Source organism: Mesorhizobium delmotii (assembly GCF_900149755.1).
Lineage (GTDB): Bacteria > Pseudomonadota > Alphaproteobacteria > Rhizobiales > Rhizobiaceae > Mesorhizobium > Mesorhizobium delmotii.
In genome coordinates this window covers 592,386-610,938 of the sequence record NZ_FUIG01000013.1, presented here as the reverse complement: position 1 = coordinate 610,938, position 18,553 = coordinate 592,386, and the positions used below count along the sequence as shown (strand labels likewise).

At 63.1% G+C, this 18,553-nt stretch carries 18 protein-coding genes; 10 read left to right on the top strand and 8 right to left on the bottom strand.

Annotation, left to right across the window (positions count from 1 at the left end):
- Positions 1-34: 34 nt before the first annotated feature.
- Together copM and BQ8482_RS04420 are read right to left on the bottom strand one after the other, a co-directional pair.
- On the bottom strand, positions 35-436 hold the full coding sequence (gene copM, locus BQ8482_RS04425) for a CopM family metallochaperone (RefSeq protein WP_123146418.1): 402 nt from the start codon (positions 434-436) through the stop codon (positions 35-37).
- 43 nt (positions 437-479) lie between these two features.
- Positions 480-2,984, bottom strand: a complete 2,505-nt coding sequence (locus BQ8482_RS04420) for a heavy metal translocating P-type ATPase (RefSeq protein WP_123146417.1) — start codon at positions 2,982-2,984, stop codon at positions 480-482.
- 447 nt (positions 2,985-3,431) lie between these two features.
- On the opposite strand from BQ8482_RS04420, the gene BQ8482_RS04410 reads away from it, so the two are divergent.
- Together BQ8482_RS04410 and murJ are read left to right on the top strand one after the other, a co-directional pair.
- On the top strand, positions 3,432-6,233 hold the full coding sequence (locus BQ8482_RS04410; RefSeq protein ID WP_123146416.1) for a [protein-PII] uridylyltransferase: 2,802 nt from the start codon (positions 3,432-3,434) through the stop codon (positions 6,231-6,233).
- Positions 6,234-6,279: 46 nt separating this feature from the next.
- Positions 6,280-7,863, top strand: a complete 1,584-nt coding sequence (gene murJ / locus BQ8482_RS04405) for a murein biosynthesis integral membrane protein MurJ (RefSeq protein WP_123146415.1) — start codon at positions 6,280-6,282, stop codon at positions 7,861-7,863.
- Here murJ and BQ8482_RS04400 read toward each other — a convergent pair.
- Positions 7,853-8,257, bottom strand: coding sequence for a type II toxin-antitoxin system VapC family toxin (locus BQ8482_RS04400; RefSeq protein WP_123146414.1), 405 nt, complete (start codon positions 8,255-8,257; stop codon positions 7,853-7,855). The genes murJ and BQ8482_RS04400 overlap by 11 nt on opposite strands.
- Entirely contained in the window at positions 8,257-8,502 is a 246-nt protein-coding gene (locus BQ8482_RS04395; protein WP_123146413.1) for a type II toxin-antitoxin system VapB family antitoxin, read from the bottom strand. The genes BQ8482_RS04400 and BQ8482_RS04395 overlap by 1 nt, the downstream gene beginning before the upstream one ends.
- A gap of 353 nt (positions 8,503-8,855) precedes the next feature.
- Here BQ8482_RS04395 and trpS point away from each other — a divergent pair, with 353 nt between their 5' ends.
- The 3 genes from trpS to BQ8482_RS04380 all read left to right on the top strand — a co-directional run bounded on the left by trpS (position 8,856) and on the right by BQ8482_RS04380 (position 11,444).
- Positions 8,856-9,968 (top strand): tryptophan--tRNA ligase, encoded by a 1,113-nt coding sequence (gene trpS, locus BQ8482_RS04390; RefSeq protein ID WP_123146412.1) that lies wholly within the window; start codon positions 8,856-8,858, stop codon positions 9,966-9,968.
- A gap of 134 nt (positions 9,969-10,102) precedes the next feature.
- On the top strand, positions 10,103-10,594 hold the full coding sequence (locus BQ8482_RS04385; protein ID WP_095493836.1) for a universal stress protein: 492 nt from the start codon (positions 10,103-10,105) through the stop codon (positions 10,592-10,594).
- Positions 10,595-10,874: 280 nt separating this feature from the next.
- Positions 10,875-11,444 (top strand): NifU family protein, encoded by a 570-nt coding sequence (locus tag BQ8482_RS04380; protein WP_095493837.1) that lies wholly within the window; start codon positions 10,875-10,877, stop codon positions 11,442-11,444.
- Positions 11,445-11,568: 124 nt separating this feature from the next.
- On the opposite strand, the gene BQ8482_RS04375 is transcribed toward BQ8482_RS04380, so the two are convergent.
- Positions 11,569-12,186 carry a L,D-transpeptidase gene (locus tag BQ8482_RS04375; RefSeq protein WP_123147374.1) on the bottom strand — a complete coding sequence of 206 codons (618 nt, stop codon included), beginning with the start codon at positions 12,184-12,186 and terminating at the stop codon, positions 11,569-11,571.
- Positions 12,187-12,410: 224 nt separating this feature from the next.
- On the opposite strand from BQ8482_RS04375, the gene cueR reads away from it, so the two are divergent.
- Both cueR and BQ8482_RS04365 read left to right on the top strand, forming a co-directional pair.
- Positions 12,411-12,833 (top strand): Cu(I)-responsive transcriptional regulator, encoded by a 423-nt coding sequence (cueR, locus tag BQ8482_RS04370; protein ID WP_123146411.1) that lies wholly within the window; start codon positions 12,411-12,413, stop codon positions 12,831-12,833.
- Between the two features lie 50 nt (positions 12,834-12,883).
- Positions 12,884-13,306 carry an OsmC family protein gene (locus BQ8482_RS04365; protein ID WP_123146410.1) on the top strand — a complete coding sequence of 141 codons (423 nt, stop codon included), beginning with the start codon at positions 12,884-12,886 and terminating at the stop codon, positions 13,304-13,306.
- Between the two features lie 81 nt (positions 13,307-13,387).
- Here the strand turns inward: BQ8482_RS04365 and BQ8482_RS04360 are convergent, their stop codons facing one another.
- Positions 13,388-14,176 carry a sulfite exporter TauE/SafE family protein gene (locus tag BQ8482_RS04360; protein WP_123146409.1) on the bottom strand — a complete coding sequence of 263 codons (789 nt, stop codon included), beginning with the start codon at positions 14,174-14,176 and terminating at the stop codon, positions 13,388-13,390.
- Between the two features lie 112 nt (positions 14,177-14,288).
- Entirely contained in the window at positions 14,289-14,522 is a 234-nt protein-coding gene (locus BQ8482_RS04355; RefSeq protein ID WP_123147373.1) for a hypothetical protein, read from the bottom strand.
- A 183-nt stretch (positions 14,523-14,705) separates the two neighbouring features.
- On the opposite strand from BQ8482_RS04355, the gene BQ8482_RS04350 reads away from it, so the two are divergent.
- The 3 genes from BQ8482_RS04350 (at position 14,706) to BQ8482_RS04340 (ending at position 17,203) form a co-directional block, all read left to right on the top strand.
- Complete coding sequence (locus BQ8482_RS04350; protein ID WP_123147372.1) at positions 14,706-15,206, top strand: MmcB family DNA repair protein; 501 nt, start codon at positions 14,706-14,708, stop codon at positions 15,204-15,206.
- Between the two features lie 185 nt (positions 15,207-15,391).
- A complete protein-coding gene (locus BQ8482_RS04345; RefSeq protein WP_123146408.1) occupies positions 15,392-16,138 on the top strand; it encodes an SDR family NAD(P)-dependent oxidoreductase in 747 nt (248 codons plus the stop codon).
- A 42-nt stretch (positions 16,139-16,180) separates the two neighbouring features.
- Entirely contained in the window at positions 16,181-17,203 is a 1,023-nt protein-coding gene (locus tag BQ8482_RS04340) for an RNA polymerase subunit sigma-70 (protein ID WP_123146407.1), read from the top strand.
- Here the strand turns inward: BQ8482_RS04340 and nhaA are convergent.
- Positions 17,200-18,390, bottom strand: coding sequence for a Na+/H+ antiporter NhaA (gene nhaA / locus BQ8482_RS04335; protein WP_123146406.1), 1,191 nt, complete (start codon positions 18,388-18,390; stop codon positions 17,200-17,202). The genes BQ8482_RS04340 and nhaA overlap by 4 nt on opposite strands.
- Positions 18,391-18,553: the final 163 nt, after the last annotated feature.

Below are 18,553 nucleotides of genomic sequence, written 5' to 3'. Positions count from 1 at the left end.
TCCTTCCCTGGATTCCCCGCGAACTGCCTGATGTCTACTTCACCGGATGGGTGGCGAGCCAGGCCTGCATCTGCTTGATCTCTGCTTCCTGCGCCGCGATCACTTCTTCGGCCAATTTGCGCATTTCCGGATCCTTGCCATTTGCAAGCTCGACCTTGGCCATGTCGATGGCCGCCTGGTGATGCGGGATCATGCCGCGGGCGAAATCGACATCGGCATTGCCGGAATATTCTATCGCCATCATGGCGATGTGCATCTTGTCCATCGCCGTCTTGTAACCGTCGGTCGAGGGGCCTTGCGCGCTCATAGTCCCCATGTCGGGCGCGCCCATGTCGTGTTTCATCTCCTGGGCTTGCGACGGAATGCTTTCGAGGAAAACGGCAAGCAGCATTCCCGCCGCCATCAGCAGCAGCACGATCTTCTTGGCCAAGGTCATTCAGTGTCTCCTTTTTGAACGAATTTCTATCTGGGGGCTTGGCTCAGAGTTTCAACGTCCTGAGCCGCAACGCGTTGGAGATGACAGAAACCGAGGACAGGCTCATCGCCGCCGCCGCCAGCATCGGCGACAACAGCGTGCCGGTGAGAGGATAGAGCACGCCGGCGGCGACCGGCACGCCAAGCACGTTGTAGAGGAAGGCGAAGAACAGGTTCTGGCGGATGTTGCGGATCGTTGCCTGGGCGAGTGTGCGGGCCCGGACGATGCCGTTGAGATCGCCCTTGACCAGCGTGATCCCAGCGCTTTCGACCGCTACATCGGCGCCGGTGCCCATAGCGATGCCGACATCGGCGGCGGCCAGCGCCGGCGCGTCGTTGACGCCGTCGCCGGCCATGGCGACGCCGGCGCCCCTGGCGCGCAACTCCTCGACCAGCGCGCTCTTCTGTTCCGGCAGCAGGCCGGCACGCACCTCGTCGATGCCGAGTTTGCTTGCGATGGCTTTCGCCGTGCGTTCGTTATCACCGGTCGCCATGATGATCTTCAAGCCGCGGTCGTGCAGCGCCTTGATCGCCTCGGATGTCGTCGCCTTGATCGGGTCGGCGACGGCGACGATGCCGGCCAGTTTGTTGCCGACGGCGACGAACATCGCAGTCTTGCCCTCGGCCTGCAGCGTCTCGGCGCTGGTGGAGATGGATGCGATATCGATGCCGAGATCGGCCATCATCGCAGCGTTGCCGAGCGCGACCTTCTTTCCCGACACCGTGCCGGAAACGCCCTTGCCGGTGACCGCCTCGAAACCGCCGGCGTCGGGTATCTTTACCCCGCGTTCACGGGCACCTTCGACGATCGCCTCGGCCAGCGGATGCTCCGAGCCTTTTTCGAGGCCGGCGGCAAGGGCCAGCAGATCATCTTGCGTCATGCCCTCGGCTGCAACGACGTCGGTCACTCTCGGCCGGCCTTCGGTCAAGGTGCCGGTCTTGTCGACAATCAGCGTGTCGACCGAGGCAAAGCGTTCGAGCGCCTCGGCGTCCTTGATCAGCACGCCGGCATGCGCGCCGCGCCCTGTGGCGGTCATGATCGACATCGGCGTGGCAAGGCCCAGCGCGCAGGGACAGGCGATGATCAGCACCGAGACCGCCGAGACGATGGCAAAGATCAGGCTGGGTTGCGGCCCGAAGATCGCCCAGGCGATGAACGCAACGATCGCAACCACGACGACGGCCGGAACGAAATAGAAGGAAACGCGGTCGGCCAGGCCCTGGATCGGTGCGCGCGAACGCTGCGCCTTGGCGACGAGCTCGACGATCCGCGCCAGCGTGGTTTCGGCGCCGATCCTCTCGGCGCGCATGATCAGCGAACCGTTCTTGTTGAGCGTGCCGCCAGTGAGCGGGTCGCCTTCAGTCTTTTCGACCGGCAGAGGCTCGCCTGACAGCATCGATTCGTCGATGGAAGAGCGGCCTTCCAGCACGATGCCGTCGACCGGCACGGCGTCGCCGGGGCGGATGCGCAGGCGATCGCCGGCCTTGACCGTGTCGAGCGGCACGTCGTTTTCGGAACCGTCCTCGCCGATCAGCCGCGCGGTCTTCGGCGCAAGGTCGAGCAGCGCGCGGATCGCCGAGCCGGTTTTTTCACGGGCGCGCAATTCCAGCACCTGGCCGAGGAAAACCAGCGCCACGATGACGGCGGCCGCCTCGAAATAGACCGGCACCGAGCCCTCATGACCGCGGAACTGGTGCGGGAATATATCCGGGAACAGCGTGGCGACGACGCTGTAGAGATAGGCCGCACCAACGCCGAGCGAAATCAGCGTCCACATGTTGGGGCTGCGGTTGAGAACCGACTCCCAGCCGCGATGGAAGAAGGGGAATGCCGCCCACAGCACAACCGGGCTGGCCAGCGCCAATTCCACCCAGATCTTCGTCGAATCCTCGATGAAGGCGCTAAACGTCACACCGAGCATCGGCGCCATGGCGAAGATCAGCAATGGCACGGACAATACGGCACTCACCCAGAAGCGCCTGGTGAAGTCGACCAGTTCCGGGTTCGGTCCCTCTTCGCCGGTCGGCACGCCCATCGGTTCCAGGGCCATGCCGCAGATTGGGCAGGCGCCTGGCTTGTCGCGGACGATTTCCGGATGCATCGGGCAGGTGTATCGCGTGCCTTTCGGCATCGGCTGCGGCTCTGGCTTGTCGCCAAGATACTTTGCCGGCTCCGCCTCGAATTTCACCTTGCAACCGGCCGAGCAGAAATAGAAGCCCTGGCCTTCATGCCGGGAAAAGTGGTTCGCGGTGGCACGGTCGACACGCATGCCGCAGACCGGGTCGGTGGCGGTCAGGTAGTTTTCCGGCTCGGCCGTGAATTTCGAACGGCAGCGCTCGCTGCAGAAATGATAGCGATGGCCTCCATGCTCGGCTGTCGGCTTGCCGGCGGCCGGATCGACGGTCATGCCGCAGACCGGGTCGCGAATGACGGCTTCGGCGACGGACGGAACAGCTTTTGCCGCGCAGCAGCCGCTATGGGCGTGATGGTTATGGTCGGAATGCGTCATGCGGAAAGGCCTCTCTGTCTCGATCGTGAAAACGGAGGTAGTGCTTCCAGTGACTGGAAGGTCAAGGGCCAATTTCGACCCTTTGGTGCCGCGATGCATGCCGGACGGCCTGGGAGAAAAAAACGCACGCAACTGCTGCCATCGACGCCCGCCACTTTTGGGCTTGGCAACATCATCGAGCAAGACCATCTATCAGCCTGTTCCGGCGCTGTGCGTCCAGGACCAGTTCCTGGGCGACAAGGCGATCGGATTGCCAAGCCTGCTCAACTCGGAGCGGAGCGACCGGTGGGTTGCAATCGGCATGGGTCAAAACACACAAGATGCCGGCGGCGGCAGGAGGCGATCATCGCCTTATACTACCGTGGAGAGCGTGTCCGTCCGCCCCATACCCAGCGCCGCGAAAACGCGCTATAGACGCCGCCGAAACGGCGAGGCCGAACGGCACTTATGGCAAGAATCTCTCTAAAGCTCGACGAACTGATCGACGCCGAAGCCTTGCGCCGCGAGATGACCGCGCTGACCGCGGCCACGGCAGGCGACGGCTCCGGCAAGGCTGAGCGCGCCGGTGTTCTCCAGCTTCTCAAGGGCAGGCTGGCCGCCGGCCGCACCGTCGCCGAACGCATGCTGATGGACGATGGCAGCGGCACCGCCTGCGCCGCCCGGCTGTCGCATCTCATGGACGAAATCATCCGCGCGCTCTACGATTTCGCCGCCACCCATGTCTATCGCGTCAAAAACCCGTCATCGGCCGAACGTATGGCCATCGTCTCGGTCGGCGGCTATGGCCGCGGCACGCTGGCGCCGGGATCCGATATCGATCTCCTATTCCTGCTGCCCTACAAGCAGACGCCATGGGGCGAGCAGATCGTCGAATACATGCTCTACATACTGTGGGATCTGGGGCTGAAGGTCGGTCACGCCACCCGCAACATCGACGAATGCCTGCGGCTGTCGCGCACCGACATCACCATCCGCACCTCGATCCTGGAAGCGCGTTTCCTGTGGGGCGAGCAGAAGCTTTACGACGAACTCCTGCAGCGTTTCGACCGCGAGGTGGTGCGCACGACCGGTCCCGAATATGTGCAGGCCAAGCTTGCCGAACGCGACGAACGCCACGCCAAAGCCGGCGAAAGCCGCTATCTGGTCGAACCCAACGTCAAGGACGGCAAGGGCGGCCTGCGCGACCTGCAGACGCTGTTCTGGATCGGCAAGTATTTCTACCGGGTGCGCACCGGCGAGGAACTGGTCGACAAGGGCGTCTTCACCGGCACCGAATACCGGGAATTCCAGAAGGCCGAGGACTTCCTGTGGGCGGTGCGCTGCCACATGCATTTCCTCACCGGCAAGGCCGAGGAACGGCTGCATTTCGACATCCAGCGCGAGATCGCCGAACGGCTGGGCTACACCACACATCCGGGCCTGTCGGCGGTCGAACGCTTCATGAAGCACTATTTCCTCGTCGCCAAGGATGTCGGGGATCTCACCCGCATCTTCTGCGCTGCGCTCGAGGAAGAGCAGGCCAAGCAAGTGCCGGGCTTCAACCGCATCTTTCTTACCTTCTCGCGACGCAAGCGCAAGCTTGCCGGCACGTCTGATTTCATTATCGACAACCATCGCATCAACATCGCCGACGACCTGGTGTTCGAGCGCGATCCGGTCAATCTCTTGAGGCTGTTCTGGTTTGCCGACAAGCACGGGTTGGAATTTCACCCCGATGCGCTGAAGCTGCTGACCCGTTCGCTCGGCCTCGTCGGCAAGGCGCTCAGGCGCGACGAGGAAGCCAACCGGCTGTTCCTCGACATATTGACGTCGGACCGCAATGCCGAACTCAATCTCAGGCGTATGAACGAGGCGGGACTGCTGGCAAAGCTGATCCCGGATTTCGGCAAGATCGTCGCCATGATGCAGTTCTCGATGTACCACCACTATACGGTGGACGAGCACCTGATCCGCTGCATCGGCGTGCTGGCCGAGATCGAGCGCGGCGACGGTGAAAAGATCCACCCGCTTGCCCACTCGCTGATGCCGGGGCTGAAGAAAAGCCGCGAGGCGCTCTATGTCGCGGTGCTGTTGCACGATATCGCCAAGGGCCGGCCCGAGGACCATTCCGAAGCGGGCGCCCGGATCGCGCGGCGCACCTGCCCGCATATGGGGCTGTCGGCGGCCGATACCGAAACAGTCGCCTGGCTGGTCGAGAACCATCTGATCATGTCGATGACGGCGCAAACTCGCGATCTCAACGACCGCAAGACGATCGAGGATTTTGCCGCGACCGTGCAGTCGGTCGAACGGTTGAAGCTGCTGCTCGTCCTAACCGTCTGCGATATCAGAGGCGTCGGGCCCGGCGTCTGGAACGGCTGGAAGGGTCAGTTGCTGCGCACGCTCTACTACGAGACCGAATTGCTATTGACCGGTGGGTTTTCGGAAGTGTCGCGTGCGATGCGCACCGCGGCTGCCCGCGAAAAGCTGGCCGAGGCGCTCGCCGATTGGCCGGAAAAGGCGCGCAAGCGCTATGTCGCCAAGCACTACGAGAATTATCTGCTGACGGTCGATCTCGCCGACCAGCTTCGCCACGCCGAATTCATCCGCGAGGCGGATGGGGCGGGCAAGAAGCTCGCCACCATGATCAAGACCCACCAGTTCGAGGCGGTGACCGAGATTACCGTGCTGGCGCAGGACCATCCGCGCCTGCTATCGGTCATTGCCGGCGCCTGTGTGGCGGCCGGCGGCAACATCGTCGACGCGCAGATCTTCACCACCTCCGACGGCCGCGCGCTGGACACCATCCTGATCTCGAGGGAATTCGACCGCGACGAGGACGAGCGCCGCCGCGCCGAGCGCGTCGGCCGGCTGATCGAGGACGTGCTGTCGGGCAAGAGCTGGCTGCCGGAGATGATCGAAAAGCGGACCAAACCGCGGCGTGGCGCCAAGGTCTTCCGCATCCAGCCGCGCGCTGAAATCCGCAACACCCTGTCGAACCGGTTCTCGGTGATCGAGGTCGAGGGGCTGGATCGGCCGGGCCTGCTGTCCGAGATCACCGGGGCGCTGTCCGACCTGTCGCTCGACATCGCCTCGGCACACATCACCACTTTCGGCGAAAAGGTCATCGATACCTTCTATGTCACCGATCTCACCGGCCAGAAGATCGACAGCCCGACGCGCATGGCCGCCATCCAAAACAGGCTGATTTCGGTCCTCGAAGGCGCCGTGCCCGAGCGCGGCGGCAAGGCCAAGGCCGCCGCCGAGTGAACGCCGTCCTCGATTTTTCCCGATCACCCAGGCAATCTGCACACACATGAGCCTTGTCAAGAAATTCGCGACGGTCGCTTCCGGCACGCTGATGAGCCGCGCGCTCGGCTTCGGCCGTGAGATGCTGATGGCGGCCGCACTCGGCACCGGGCCAATCGCCGACGCCTTCAACGCCGCCTTCCAGTTCCCCAACACCTTTCGCCGGCTGTTTGCCGAAGGCGCGTTCAATGCCGCCTTCGTGCCGCTCTTCGCCAAGGAGATCGAGACCCACGGCACCGATGGCGCCAAGCGCTTTTCGGAAGAGGTGTTCGGGGTGCTGTTCACGGCGCTGCTGGCGCTGACCATAGCCATGGAACTGGCGATGCCGCTGATCGTGCGCTATCTGGTGGCGCCGGGCTTTGCCGACACGCCGGGAAAGTTCGAGATGACGGTCCGGCTTGCGACCATCATGTTTCCCTACCTGATCTGCATGTCGCTCGGCGCCATGATGGCCGGCATGCTGAATTCGCTGCGCCGCTATTTCGCCGCCGCGGTGGCACCGGTATTTCTCAACATCATCCTGATCGGCGTGCTCGCCTACGCCTGGCACAAGGGATCGGACGCGCGCACCGTCGGCTTCGCATTGGCTTGGGGCGTGCTGGCGGCGGGGCTGGTCCAGTTGGCGATCGTCTGGGTGGCGGTGCGCCATGCCGGCATCTCGATCGGCTTTCGCCGGCCAAAGATGACGCCCAATGTCAAGCGGCTGCTGATTCTGGCGCTGCCAGCGGCAATCACCGGCGGCATCACCCAGATCAACCAGCTGATCGGCACCGCGATCGCCTCGGCGCAGGACAGTGCGGTGTCGTCGCTCGCCTATGCCGATCGCATCTACCAGCTGCCGCTCGGCGTCGTCGGCGTTGCCGTCGCCATCGTGCTTCTGCCCGAACTGTCGCGGGCGCTGAAATCAGGCAATCTGATCGAGGCGGCCAATCTGCAGAACCGGTCGGTGGAGTTCACCTTGTTCCTGACCTTGCCGGCGGCGGCGGCACTGCTGGTCATGTCGGAGCCGATCGTGGGGCTGGTCTACGAACGCGGGGCATTTGCCGCCAACAACTCGACGCCGATCGTGGCGGCGATCCTGGCGATCTTCGGCTTGGGTTTGCCGGCCTTTGTGCTGATCAAGGCGTTCACCCCCGGCTATTTCGCCCGCGAGGACACGCGCACGCCGATGATCTTCGCCGCCATCTCGGTGGCCGTGAACATCACCACCGCGCTGACGCTGTTTCCGTCGATGGGCGCGCCGGGCATCGCCGTCGCCTCGGCTGTCGCCGGCTGGGTGAATGCCCTGATGCTGCTCGGCGTGCTGATCCGGCGCGGCCATTGGGGCCGCGACGTACCGCTCATGAGACGCATCCCACGGCTGGTGCTGTCGGCGGCGGTGATGGGGGCGGCGCTCTATGCTGCCGAGCACTGGTTTGCCGTCCAACTTGCCTCGGCCTCACCGCTGGTCATCAAGGCTACGACGCTTCTCGCGCTGGTAGCCGGCGGGGCGTTGCTTTATTTCATCACCGCCTTCGCCACCGGCGGCGCCGATTTCGGCATGATCCGGCGAAATATCAGGCGGAAGGGCTCCCCTTCGACTAGGGAATAGTCTCCAGATCCGTAAACCGGAACTCGTCCGCCGTCGAAAGCATCGGAACGGCGTAGTGGCGCGCGCAAGCGTAGTGAAAGCAATCCGCGAGGGTGAGGCGATTTGGCCCGGATCGAAATCGCATGGCTGCATCCAACGACAGCGAGACTGCGGCTGACGGATCGGGCAGGTCACGAACCGCGATATCTCGTTGCTCCAGGAATGCGATGACCAGACGCCTGCTGTCGTCGACGGAAATCGCGAACTTGTCCAGGCGCGCAAGAGCCACCGCCGCTTCCCATACGGCTATCGCCGACGTGAACCGTTCTGCAGCTGTAACCACGGCGTCGGAGCAGCGTTCAGCTTCGTTCTCATCGCTCAGGATGGCGATTATCGCGGCCGCATCGATGAACATCAGCTCTCCCCGGACATTTCATCGAAGACCGAGCGAGGGAGTGGCCTGCGCGCCTTGTCGTTCAGCTTGATTCCGATTTCCGCGCGAAGGCGGGCGGCGGTTTGGAGAGGCGTCTCGCGGTTGCGCCGGCGCTCCAAAGCTTCACGCATGGCGATCACAATCGCCTCGGTGATGCCGACGCCCTCGAGCTTGGCGAAAGCACGCGTCAGATTGTCCGCCTCCTTGTTGTTGATATTGATCGTCATCGGTTTTGCCTCTTGGTGTAGGTGACATTATGTAGCTATCTACATGGCCTCGTCAACGCCGGGCGAAACGGAAGCCATTGCCTCGGCGCTAAGCCAATTTTGTTCTCGCTTTGTGCCGGCAGTTATGCTTTCAACCTCGTCACGGTGCCGATTTGCGCCGACGACCCCGCAAGGCGGGCTTTTGTTCTAGTCGGCGCTATCCTCCCTCTTGCGGCGTCTTACTCAGGCCGAGGCCAGGCGCTGCGCCGCCCATCCAACAGCCTCTTGATCCGCTCCCCGCTCTCGTCCATAAGCGCGCCGTCGAAAGACTTTCGCCGCGCGCGAAACGGCCCTCCACAAGCCAGGAAAATCCCATGCCTGACTCCAATCAGCCCGCCTTCAATCAGCCTGCCCTCAATCAGCCTGCCTTCAAGCCACTCGTCTTTTCCGGCGTCCAGCCGACCGGCAATCTGCATCTCGGCAACTATCTCGGCGCCATCAAGAAATTCGTCGCCCTGCAGGACACCTCCGATTGCATCTATTGCGTCGTCGACCTGCATTCGCTGACCGCGCAGCTCGTCCATGACGATCTCAGGGACCAGACGCGCTCGATCACCGCGGCGTTCCTCGCCTCCGGCATCGACCCGAAGAAGCACATCGTCTTCAACCAGTCGCGGGTCATGCAGCACGCCGAGCTCGCCTGGATCTTCAACTGCGTCGCCCGCATCGGCTGGATGAACCGGATGACGCAGTTCAAGGACAAGGCCGGCAAGGATCGCGAGAACGCCTCGCTTGGGCTGCTCGCTTATCCGAGCCTGATGGCGGCCGACATTCTCGTCTATCGCGCCACCCATGTGCCGGTCGGCGATGACCAGAAGCAGCATCTGGAGCTGACACGCGACATCGCGCAAAAATTCAACAACGACTTTTCGGACCGCATCGCCGGCCTTGGCGTCGGCGTCGAGATGAAGGTCGGCGAGGAGAGGGTCAACGGCTATTTCCCGCTGACCGAACCGATCATCGGCGGACCGGCGGCGCGCATCATGTCGCTGCGCGACGGCTCGAAGAAGATGTCGAAGTCGGATCCGTCGGACCTGTCGCGCATCAATCTGACCGACGATGCCGACACCATCTCCAAGAAGATCCGCAAGGCCAAGACCGACCCCGAGGCGCTGCCCGGGGAATTGGACGGCCTGGCCAGCCGGCCCGAAGCCGAAAACCTCGTCGGCATCTATGCAGGTCTCGCCGAGATATCGAAGGAGGCGGTGCTGAAAGAGTTCGGCGGCCAGCAATTTTCGGTGTTCAAGCCGGCGTTGGCCGACCTCGCCGTGGAAAAGCTGGCGCCGGTCGCCGGCGAAATGCGCCGCATTTCCGACGACCGTGCCTATGTCGACGCGGTGCTCAGGGATGGCGGCGAGCGGGCCGGCGCCTTGGCCGAGACGACGATGAAGACCGTGCGCGATATCATCGGCCTGCTGCAAAGCTGAACCTTTAAGCGCCGCGCGTCCATTTGGACGCGCAAGGACGTTCCAACGCACCCGACATCGCTACATCCGCCGGTCGCTTGCGGCCGGGCTGTGGCGGTGGCAGATTGCGACCGAAACCATCGAACAGGGTGAATATGGTCTCCAAACGCCTCAGCCGAGAAGCCGGCCATCGCCGCAAGTTCCTGGCGATCATCGACGACACGCCCGAATGCGAGCGGGCCGTCGTCTACGCCTCGAAACGCGCGCAGAGCACCAACGGCGTGCTGGTGCTGCTCTATGTGATCGAGCCTGACGATTTCCAGCATTGGCTGGGTGTCGAGAAGATCATGCGCGAGGAGGCCACCGCCACCGCGCGGGCGGCGCTTGATGCGTACGCCAACAAGGTGCGCCAGAAACTCGGCATCGAGCCGGAACTGGTGGTGCGCGAGGGCAAGCCGACGGAAGAGATCCACAAATTGATCGAGGAAGACCAGGATATCGCCATCCTCGTGCTGGCGGCCGGCGCCGGCAAGGAGGGGCCGGGGCCGCTGGTCGGTGCGGTTGCCGGCAAGGGCGCCGCCTTCCCGATCCCGGTGACGGTGGTGCCGCAGAACCTGTCGGACGAAGAAATCGACAGCCTGGCCTAAGGTGTGCTGATATTCAGGTGAGGCCGGCCTGCGAACGGCGGCTTCCTGCGCTTCCGGTGCTCACGTACCCAAAAGTACGCTCCGCTCCGGTTCTCGGAAACCGTCATTTTTCGGCTCGGCCTGACCTGAATCTCAACACACCTCAAAGTATGTTGCAGAAGACCGCAAAAACATTCTCCCACCCAGCCTTTCCGGCGAAGCCTTTCGCTTGAATGTCCTGCCGATAAGGCCTATTTAGAATTATTCCAAACTATCTGCCCGAATGGGCACGGAGACATCCATGTTCATCCAGACCGAATCGACGCCAAATCCGGCAACATTGAAGTTCCTGCCCGGCAAGGAAGTGCTTGTCGAAGGCACCGCCGATTTCCGCGATGCCGACAGCGCCGCTACGGCTTCGCCGCTGGCCGGCCGGCTGTTCGAGATCCCCGGCGTCACCGGCGTCTTCTTCGGCTATGATTTCGTCACCGTGACCAAGGACGGCCCCGATTGGCAGCATCTGAAGCCGGCGATCCTCGGCGCCATCATGGAACATTTCATGTCCGGCGCGCCGGTGATGGCCAAGGCCGGCCCCGCCGCCGAGACCAGCCAGACCGGCGAATTCTACGACAAGGCCGACGAGGAACTGGTCATCACCATCAAGGAACTGCTCGACACGCGGGTGCGCCCGGCCGTCGCCCAGGACGGTGGCGACATCACCTTCCGCGGCTTCGAGAACGGCACTGTGTTCCTGCACATGAAGGGCGCCTGCGCCGGCTGCCCATCGTCGACGGCGACGCTGAAGCACGGCATCCAGAACCTGCTCCGGCATTTTGTGCCCGAGGTTCAGCAGGTCGAGCAAGTCTCTTAGAGACTCCGCTCAAAAATACGCTAATTCACCTTCACGCGATAACAAAACAAAAAACCGGGCCAAAGTGCCCGGTTTTCTGTTCTGGACGTCTGTTGTTGCCTAGACGGTCCGCATATGAAAGTTCTTACAGGACGATGACCTTGGCGCCGACGGAGGTGCGGTCGTAAAGATCGATGATGTCCTGGTTCATCAGCCGGATGCAGCCCGACGACATCGCCTTGCCGATCGAGTTCCACTCCGGGCTGCCATGCAGGCGGTAGCCCGAATCGCCGCCCTTGTTGAACAGATACAGGGCGCGCGCGCCGAGTGGGTTCGTCAATCCCGGCTCCATGCCGCCGGCAAACTTGGCGAGCTCCGGCTGGCGCCTGATCATCGCCGAAGGCGGCGTCCAGGTCGGCCATTCGCGCTTCGCCGCGATACGGGCGGTGCCGCGCCATTCAAAACCCTCGCGGCCGACGCCGATACCGTAACGCATCGCCTCGCCGCCACCCATGACGTAGTAGAGAAACTTGTTCTGCGTATCGACGACGATGGTGCCCGGCTTCTCATCGGTGTCGTAGCTAACGACCTGCCGGCGGTACTTGAACGGCACCTTTTCGATCGGAATGCGCGGCAATTGATAGCCCGCATCGGTCATCGGGCCATAGTTGTTGGTGAAGATCTGCGAGCCGATGGTGCTGCAACCAGCAATAGCCGTCGACAGCGCAAATGCAGCGACGATTGCGAATGACTTCATGCGCATGAAAAGGTCCGATGCCCCGCCCGAAATAGAGCGGCTCGAGACGGCCGCTTTGTCGCCATCATTCATGCTGGCATTCGCTTTGCTTGCCAAGCGCGCGATGCCTATATCCAGGGGCTTACATGCCGGTAAGTCCGCAACTGTGGCTTTCCGGCAACGGCTTCCATAAGATTATGTAGGAAATTCAATGGGGCGGCTGCCAGGCCGCCAGAAGTCGAGGAGCTGTCATGAATGTCGGAGATGCCGCCCGCCGTTCCGGCCTGCCGGCCAAGACCATTCGCTACTATGAGGAGATCGGCCTGATCCGACCGCAGCGCGCCGGCAATGGCTACCGCGACTACTCGGGCGACGACATTCACCGGCTGACTTTTCTGCGCCGCGCGCGCAATCTCGGCTTTTCCATCGACGACTGCCGCCAGCTGATGGCGCTCTACCAGGACCGCAGCCGCGCCAGCCATGACGTGCGCGAGATCGCCGCCGCGCATGTGAGTGCAATCGAGGAGAAGGTGCGCGAGCTGCAGTCGATGCGCTCGACCCTGCAGAAGCTGATCCATGCCTGCCACGGCGACGACAGACCGGACTGCCCGATCCTGGACGATATGGCTGGCGTTGCCTTGTCGCCGGACAAAGTCGTATCCGCACAGGTGTGAAAGTTGCGCGGCGTCGATGACGTCTTTGAAGTTTCGCGAGGAGGGCATCGGTGATTTCAACAACCGTCGAACTGCGCACTGTCGAAGGCACTCAGGCGGCCATGGGCTGGGGCGGCGGGCACACGATCGTCGTCGACCGGCCTGAAGCCAGGGCCGGAGGATTGGGGCTCGGCTTCAATGGCGCCCAGTTGCTGGCGCTGGCGATTGGAGGATGCTTCTGCAACGATCTTCGCTATGTCGCTGAGGAAATGGAGGTTGAACTCGGAAAAATCACTGTCAGCGTTACAGTAAACCTCGAAGGCAAGCCTTTGCTGGCAACCTCGGCAACCATGACGGTTTCCTGCGAGGCACTGGACGGTTCCGATCCTCGGAAGATCATCGACAAGGCCAAGGCGATTACCGCGGTCAGCAACTCGCTGCGCCAAGGCGTGCCGGTTGCGATCGAGATGGCGGACGCGGACGAAAGGGCCTGACCCGTCTAAGGGATAATCGCCGCAGATGGATGAGCCGGTGCGCCGTCAGCGCGACGAGACCAAGCGCTAGCTGCGGTGGTGCTATTCTTGCCGCCAGACCTTGCAGGCCGAGATCACCAGAATTGCCGCCAGCAGCGGGAGCAGGATTTGCTCGGGGACCACTCCAAGCAACTGCCCACCGATACATGTCCCGACAATCGATCCGGCAGCCATGGCCAGCAAGAACGCCCTGTTCCTGCCGATGACCGAAAAGCTTTGGTCGCGGCTGTAGCGCGTGAAGCCGACCAGCATCGTCGGCAGGCTTACCGCCAGCGATAAAGAGCCCGCCAGCTTGATGTCGGCACCGAACAGAAGGACAAGTGTCGGGATGAGCAGTTCACCGCCTGCCACGCCGAGCAGGGATGCCACGATGCCGATGGCAAACCCTGCAATGATCCCGGCAACGATCAATGCGGCTCCGGTGACAAATTGCAATCCTGCAGCACCAGGATCATGGCCCAAAACCAGGACAATCGCGATAAGGATCAGCAGCGCGGCAATCACCTTGTAGAGCGTTGCGGACTGGAGGCGCGTTGCCCATCCTGCCCCAAACCAAGCGCCTAGAAGGCTGCCAGCCAAGAGATTGAGTATGATCGGCCATTGTGCGGCTACCGAGGCTAGCGGCACCGCGCTGGCCCGGAATGGCAGCGCCGTAGCGACGACAACCAAGCTGGCGGCCTTGTTCAAGATTACGGCTTCAAGGGCGGCAAATCGAAACAGACCGATCAGGAACGGCAGACGAAACTCTGCACCGCCAAGGCCGATCAACCCGCCAAGCGAACCAACACCAGCTCCAACTGCAAATGCACCAAGGCCACGACGTTTATTCATTGAATCGACATGCCGTGGCGAGCCCCCGAACGCCAGCCGTTTTCCAGGTTGGTTCGTCTATGCAAATCGCTATTGGCGGCAGGGTCAATGCTTGATGAAGCTACAGTGCCGATCAAGAGGTGCCGTCGACACGCTCGGCTATGGCGAATGCCTGTAGGTTCCTTGCCTTGCCGTGGTCTTCTTCGGCGTTGGCGATAATCGAGAAGAACGCCGCACGGGCGATGTCCTTCTTTGACGCGTTCGGGTGTTCCTTCCTGGCCGCTTTGATCAATTGCTTGGGTGCCATGTCAGGCGTCACGACCCGCATCAGGGTGTCGGCTATCGCCTGCATCTCGTCCGCGTTCATCATCCAAACTCCTTAGAGTCACCCGCATTCGCACAGTATCTCATATTCCTAATGTGTGGAAAACGTGCGGCGTCCGTTTGGGAACCAACCGAGATTTCACGTAAAAATCCACACACGCATGCGCGCCTTGGGTGCATCAAAAAGGCGGTGCAAACCGTGAACAAAGTCTGGCATGATGCCGCCATGCCAATCATCTCACCGATTCCTCTCAACCCTCTCATCGACGGCCGCCAGTCGGAACGCGCTATGCTGGTCAGGCGCGGCGTGCAGCGGCTGCTCAAGGAGATGGGCGCGCATGTGCTGCCCGAGCTGTCGCTGGCGACCGGGCGCCGTGCCGACCTCGTCGCGCTGACCCGCCAGGGTGACATCTGGATCATCGAGATCAAATCCTCGATTGAGGATTTCAGAGTCGACCGCAAATGGCCGGATTACCGGCTGCACTCCGACCGCTTCTTCTTCGCCACGCATCCCGGCGTGCCCTCGGAGATCTTTCCGCAGGAATGCGGCTTTATCCTCTCCGACGGCTACGGCGCCGAAATCCTGCGCGATGCGCCCGAGCACCGCTTGGCGGCGGCAACGCGCAAGGCGCTGATGCTGAGGATCGCGCGAGCGGGTGCATCGCGGCTGCTCGCGGCGGAACTCGCCGGTGTGGCGGTGCCGGCGCTGGAGGGCGAGAGCGAATAGGAGTGCGCCGGTCGGCGACAAGCCTCGCACGTCGCCACCCAGCGTTGGCATCGGACCGTGCCTTTCTGCGGGCCTGCGGATCCCCTCGAGATGATTTTTGATCTTGCACCGATGATTTCCGCCTGCCTGCGTTGTCCTGATCAATAGGCGCTGGAATGGTCCGGTGGCGGAAAGAGAGGTGATCCATGGGATCGTTACAAGGTCAGAATGTCGTCGTCATCGGAGGAAGCCGGGGTGTCGGCCGCTCGATCGTGGAAGCCGCGCTTGGCGAAGGGGCAACAGTGCTTGCAGTTGCTCGTGGCACAGAAGCCCTGAAACAGCTCTCCCGGGAGACATCAGGTGTGAAGACGCTGGCGGTCGACGCCACCAAAGAGACCGCACCCGATGCGGTTTTCGCCGCGCTTGAACCAGACGTCCTGGTGATCTGCGCCGGCGCCCTCGCTCCGTCCGCGCCCGTCCAGGAACAGAGCTGGGAGGACTTCTCGGCAAACTGGGAAATGGACGTCAAGGCATCGTTCCTGTTCTGCAAGGCGGTACTCCAGGGTCGGCTCAAGCCGGGGAGCCGGGTGGTTCTGATCTCCAGCGGCGCGGCATTCAGCGGCGGGCCGCCGAACTCTGGCGGCTATGCCGGCGCAAAACGCATGCAGCTGTTCCTCGCCGGTCATAGCCAGAAGGAATCGGACCGACTTGGTTTCGGCCTGCGTTTCATGGCGCTTTCGCCGGCGCGCATCATGCCGGGCACCGGCGTCGGCGATCGCGGCATCGACGGCATTTCGGCCTATATGGGCATTAGCCCGGCGGACTTCCTGGCGGGCATGACCGACATGCAGACGCCGGCCGATGTCGCACGGGCTGTAGTCGCGCTCGCCACCGGCCAGGCGCAGGGCTGCTCCTTCGTGGTGAGCGGCAGCGGACTTGCGGCGGCGGCATGAGGCGCGCAGGATGCCAGCCGACTTCAGCACCGCGGGCTTCCTATGACAGACGCTCCTGGCCCTGTTGAGCCATTGGGCCTGCCGGTCCTCGATCGGCTGGCCTTCGAGCGCTTGACAGTGGCTCATCGCCGCGAGCTCAAGCTCCACTGCTACCGGATGATGGGCTCGTTGCACGAGGCGGACGACCTCGTGCAGGACACTTTCCTGCGGGCGTGGCGCGCACGGTCGCAGTTCGACGGACGAGGCTCGGTTCGCGGCTGGCTCTTCACAATCGCCACCAATAGCTGCCTCAACGCCATCAAGGCGAGGTCGACGGCGCATCGCATTCTCCAGCAACCCGAACGGCCGCCCTCCAACGGGCGGGCCGTCGGCGGGCCTGCCGAGCTCACCTGGCTGGAGCCCTATCCGGACGCCGAGCTTCCGGACCTCGTTGACGGCGAGCCCGGCCCGGAAGCGCGCTACGAGACCCGTGAAGCGGTGCAACTTGCCTTCGTCGCGGCGATCCAGCTTCTGCCGCCCAGGCAGCGGGCCGCCCTGTTGCTTTGCGACGTGCTGGGGTGGTCTGCGGTCGAGACGGCGCAATTGCTGGGTGGATCGGCCGCTTCGATCAACAGCGCCTTGCAGCGGGCCCGCGCAACGCTTGGCGAGCGATACCCTCAGGGACGCCCCGTGCAGCGGTCACGGTCCAGTCCGGAGGAGGGCCTGCTGCTCGAACGCTACATGCGTGCCTGGCAGACCGCCAACCTCGACGGCTTCATCGAACTCTTGAGGGAGGACGCCACCTACCACATGCCGCCATGGCGGGAATGGTACCAAGGGCGCAAGGCGATCCGCGATTTCATCGAGACCGTGTGGGGCAATTTTGCCGGCTATCGCACGGTGGCCACCCGAGCCAACGGCCAGCCCGCTGTCGGGGTCTATGCACTGGACCATCGTGACCGTGTATGGCGACCCCACTCGCTGCATGTCATTGAGCCCGCCGACGGCAAAATCGTTTCCCTGACGATCTATGTGCCGCCGCTCGGGCCCGAACTGTTTGCAGCCTTCGGCCTGCCGCCGGTCTAGTCCGCTTCCGCCTCGCCCGCCGCCGGCGCGATCAGCAGCACGGCGGCGCCAAGCAGTGCCGCGATGAGCGATCCGGCCAGGATGCCGACCTTGACCGCGTCCTGCAGCTCGACGTTGCTGGCGAAGGCGAGCAGGCCGATGAACAGGCTCATGGTGAAGCCGATGCCGCAGAGCAGCGAAATGCCGATCATGTGCAGCCAGCCGGCATTGACCGGCAGGTCGGCGAAGCCGAGCCGGATGGCAATCGCGGAAGAACCGAATACGCCGACCAGCTTGCCGGCGACGAGGCCGGCGGCGACGCCCAGCGTCAGCGGCTCGACCAGGGTGGCTGCGCTCAGGCCGGCGAGCGAGACGCCGGCATTGGCGAAGCCGAAGATCGGGATGACGACGAAGGGCACTATTCTGTGCAGGCCGTGCTCAAGCCGGTGCAGCGGCGAATGTTCGAGATCTTGTCCGACGCCCGGGGAGACTTTCAAAGGTATGGTCAGGGCCAGCGCCACGCCGGCGAGCGTGGCATGGACGCCCGATTTCAGCACCAGCACCCACAGCACGACACCAAGCAACAGATAGGGCAGCAGCGTCAGCACGTTCATGCGGTTGAGAACGACGAGCAGAGCGATGACGGCGAAGGCAGCGCCGAGATAGGCGAGCAACAGGCCGCTCGTGTAGAACACCGCGATGATGATCACGGCGCCAAGATCGTCGATGATGGCGAGCGCGGTGAGGAATACCTTCAGCGACCCCGGCACGCGGCTGCCGAGCAGCGACAGCACGCCAAGCGCAAACGCGATGTCGGTGGCGGTCGGGATCGCCCAGCCGGACAGAGCGGCTGGGTTGTCGCGGTTGATGGCGACATAGACAAGTGCTGGCACCAGCATGCCACCGGCAGCGGCGATGCCGGGCAGGGCGCGGCGTGGCCAGGTCGAGAGCTGGCCGTCCAGCATCTCGCGCTTGATCTCCAGGCCGACCAGCAGGAAGAACACGGCCATCAGGCCGTCATTGATCCAGTGCGATACGCTGAGTGGTCCCAGATAGGCGTGAAGGGCATCGAAATAGGTTTCGGCCAGCGGCGAATTGGCCACGACCAGGGCCAATGCCGCGGCTGCCATCAGGACGATGCCGCCTGCCGCCTCGCTGGCTAGGAATTCGCGAAAAATGGAGATCGGCCGCGGCTTCTGGTCCTGCATGTCGTCTCCGTCCTATCGGCCGGCAGGGCCGGTGTCGCCTCGTGCGATGATGCGCAAACACCAATGGCAGGGCAAGTCTCTACAGTGCCGCGTATCCTTTAGGGCGGGCAAAGGACGCTGTAGCACTTTGCTTTTGCGCTTAATCGCCAGCGACAACCGATTC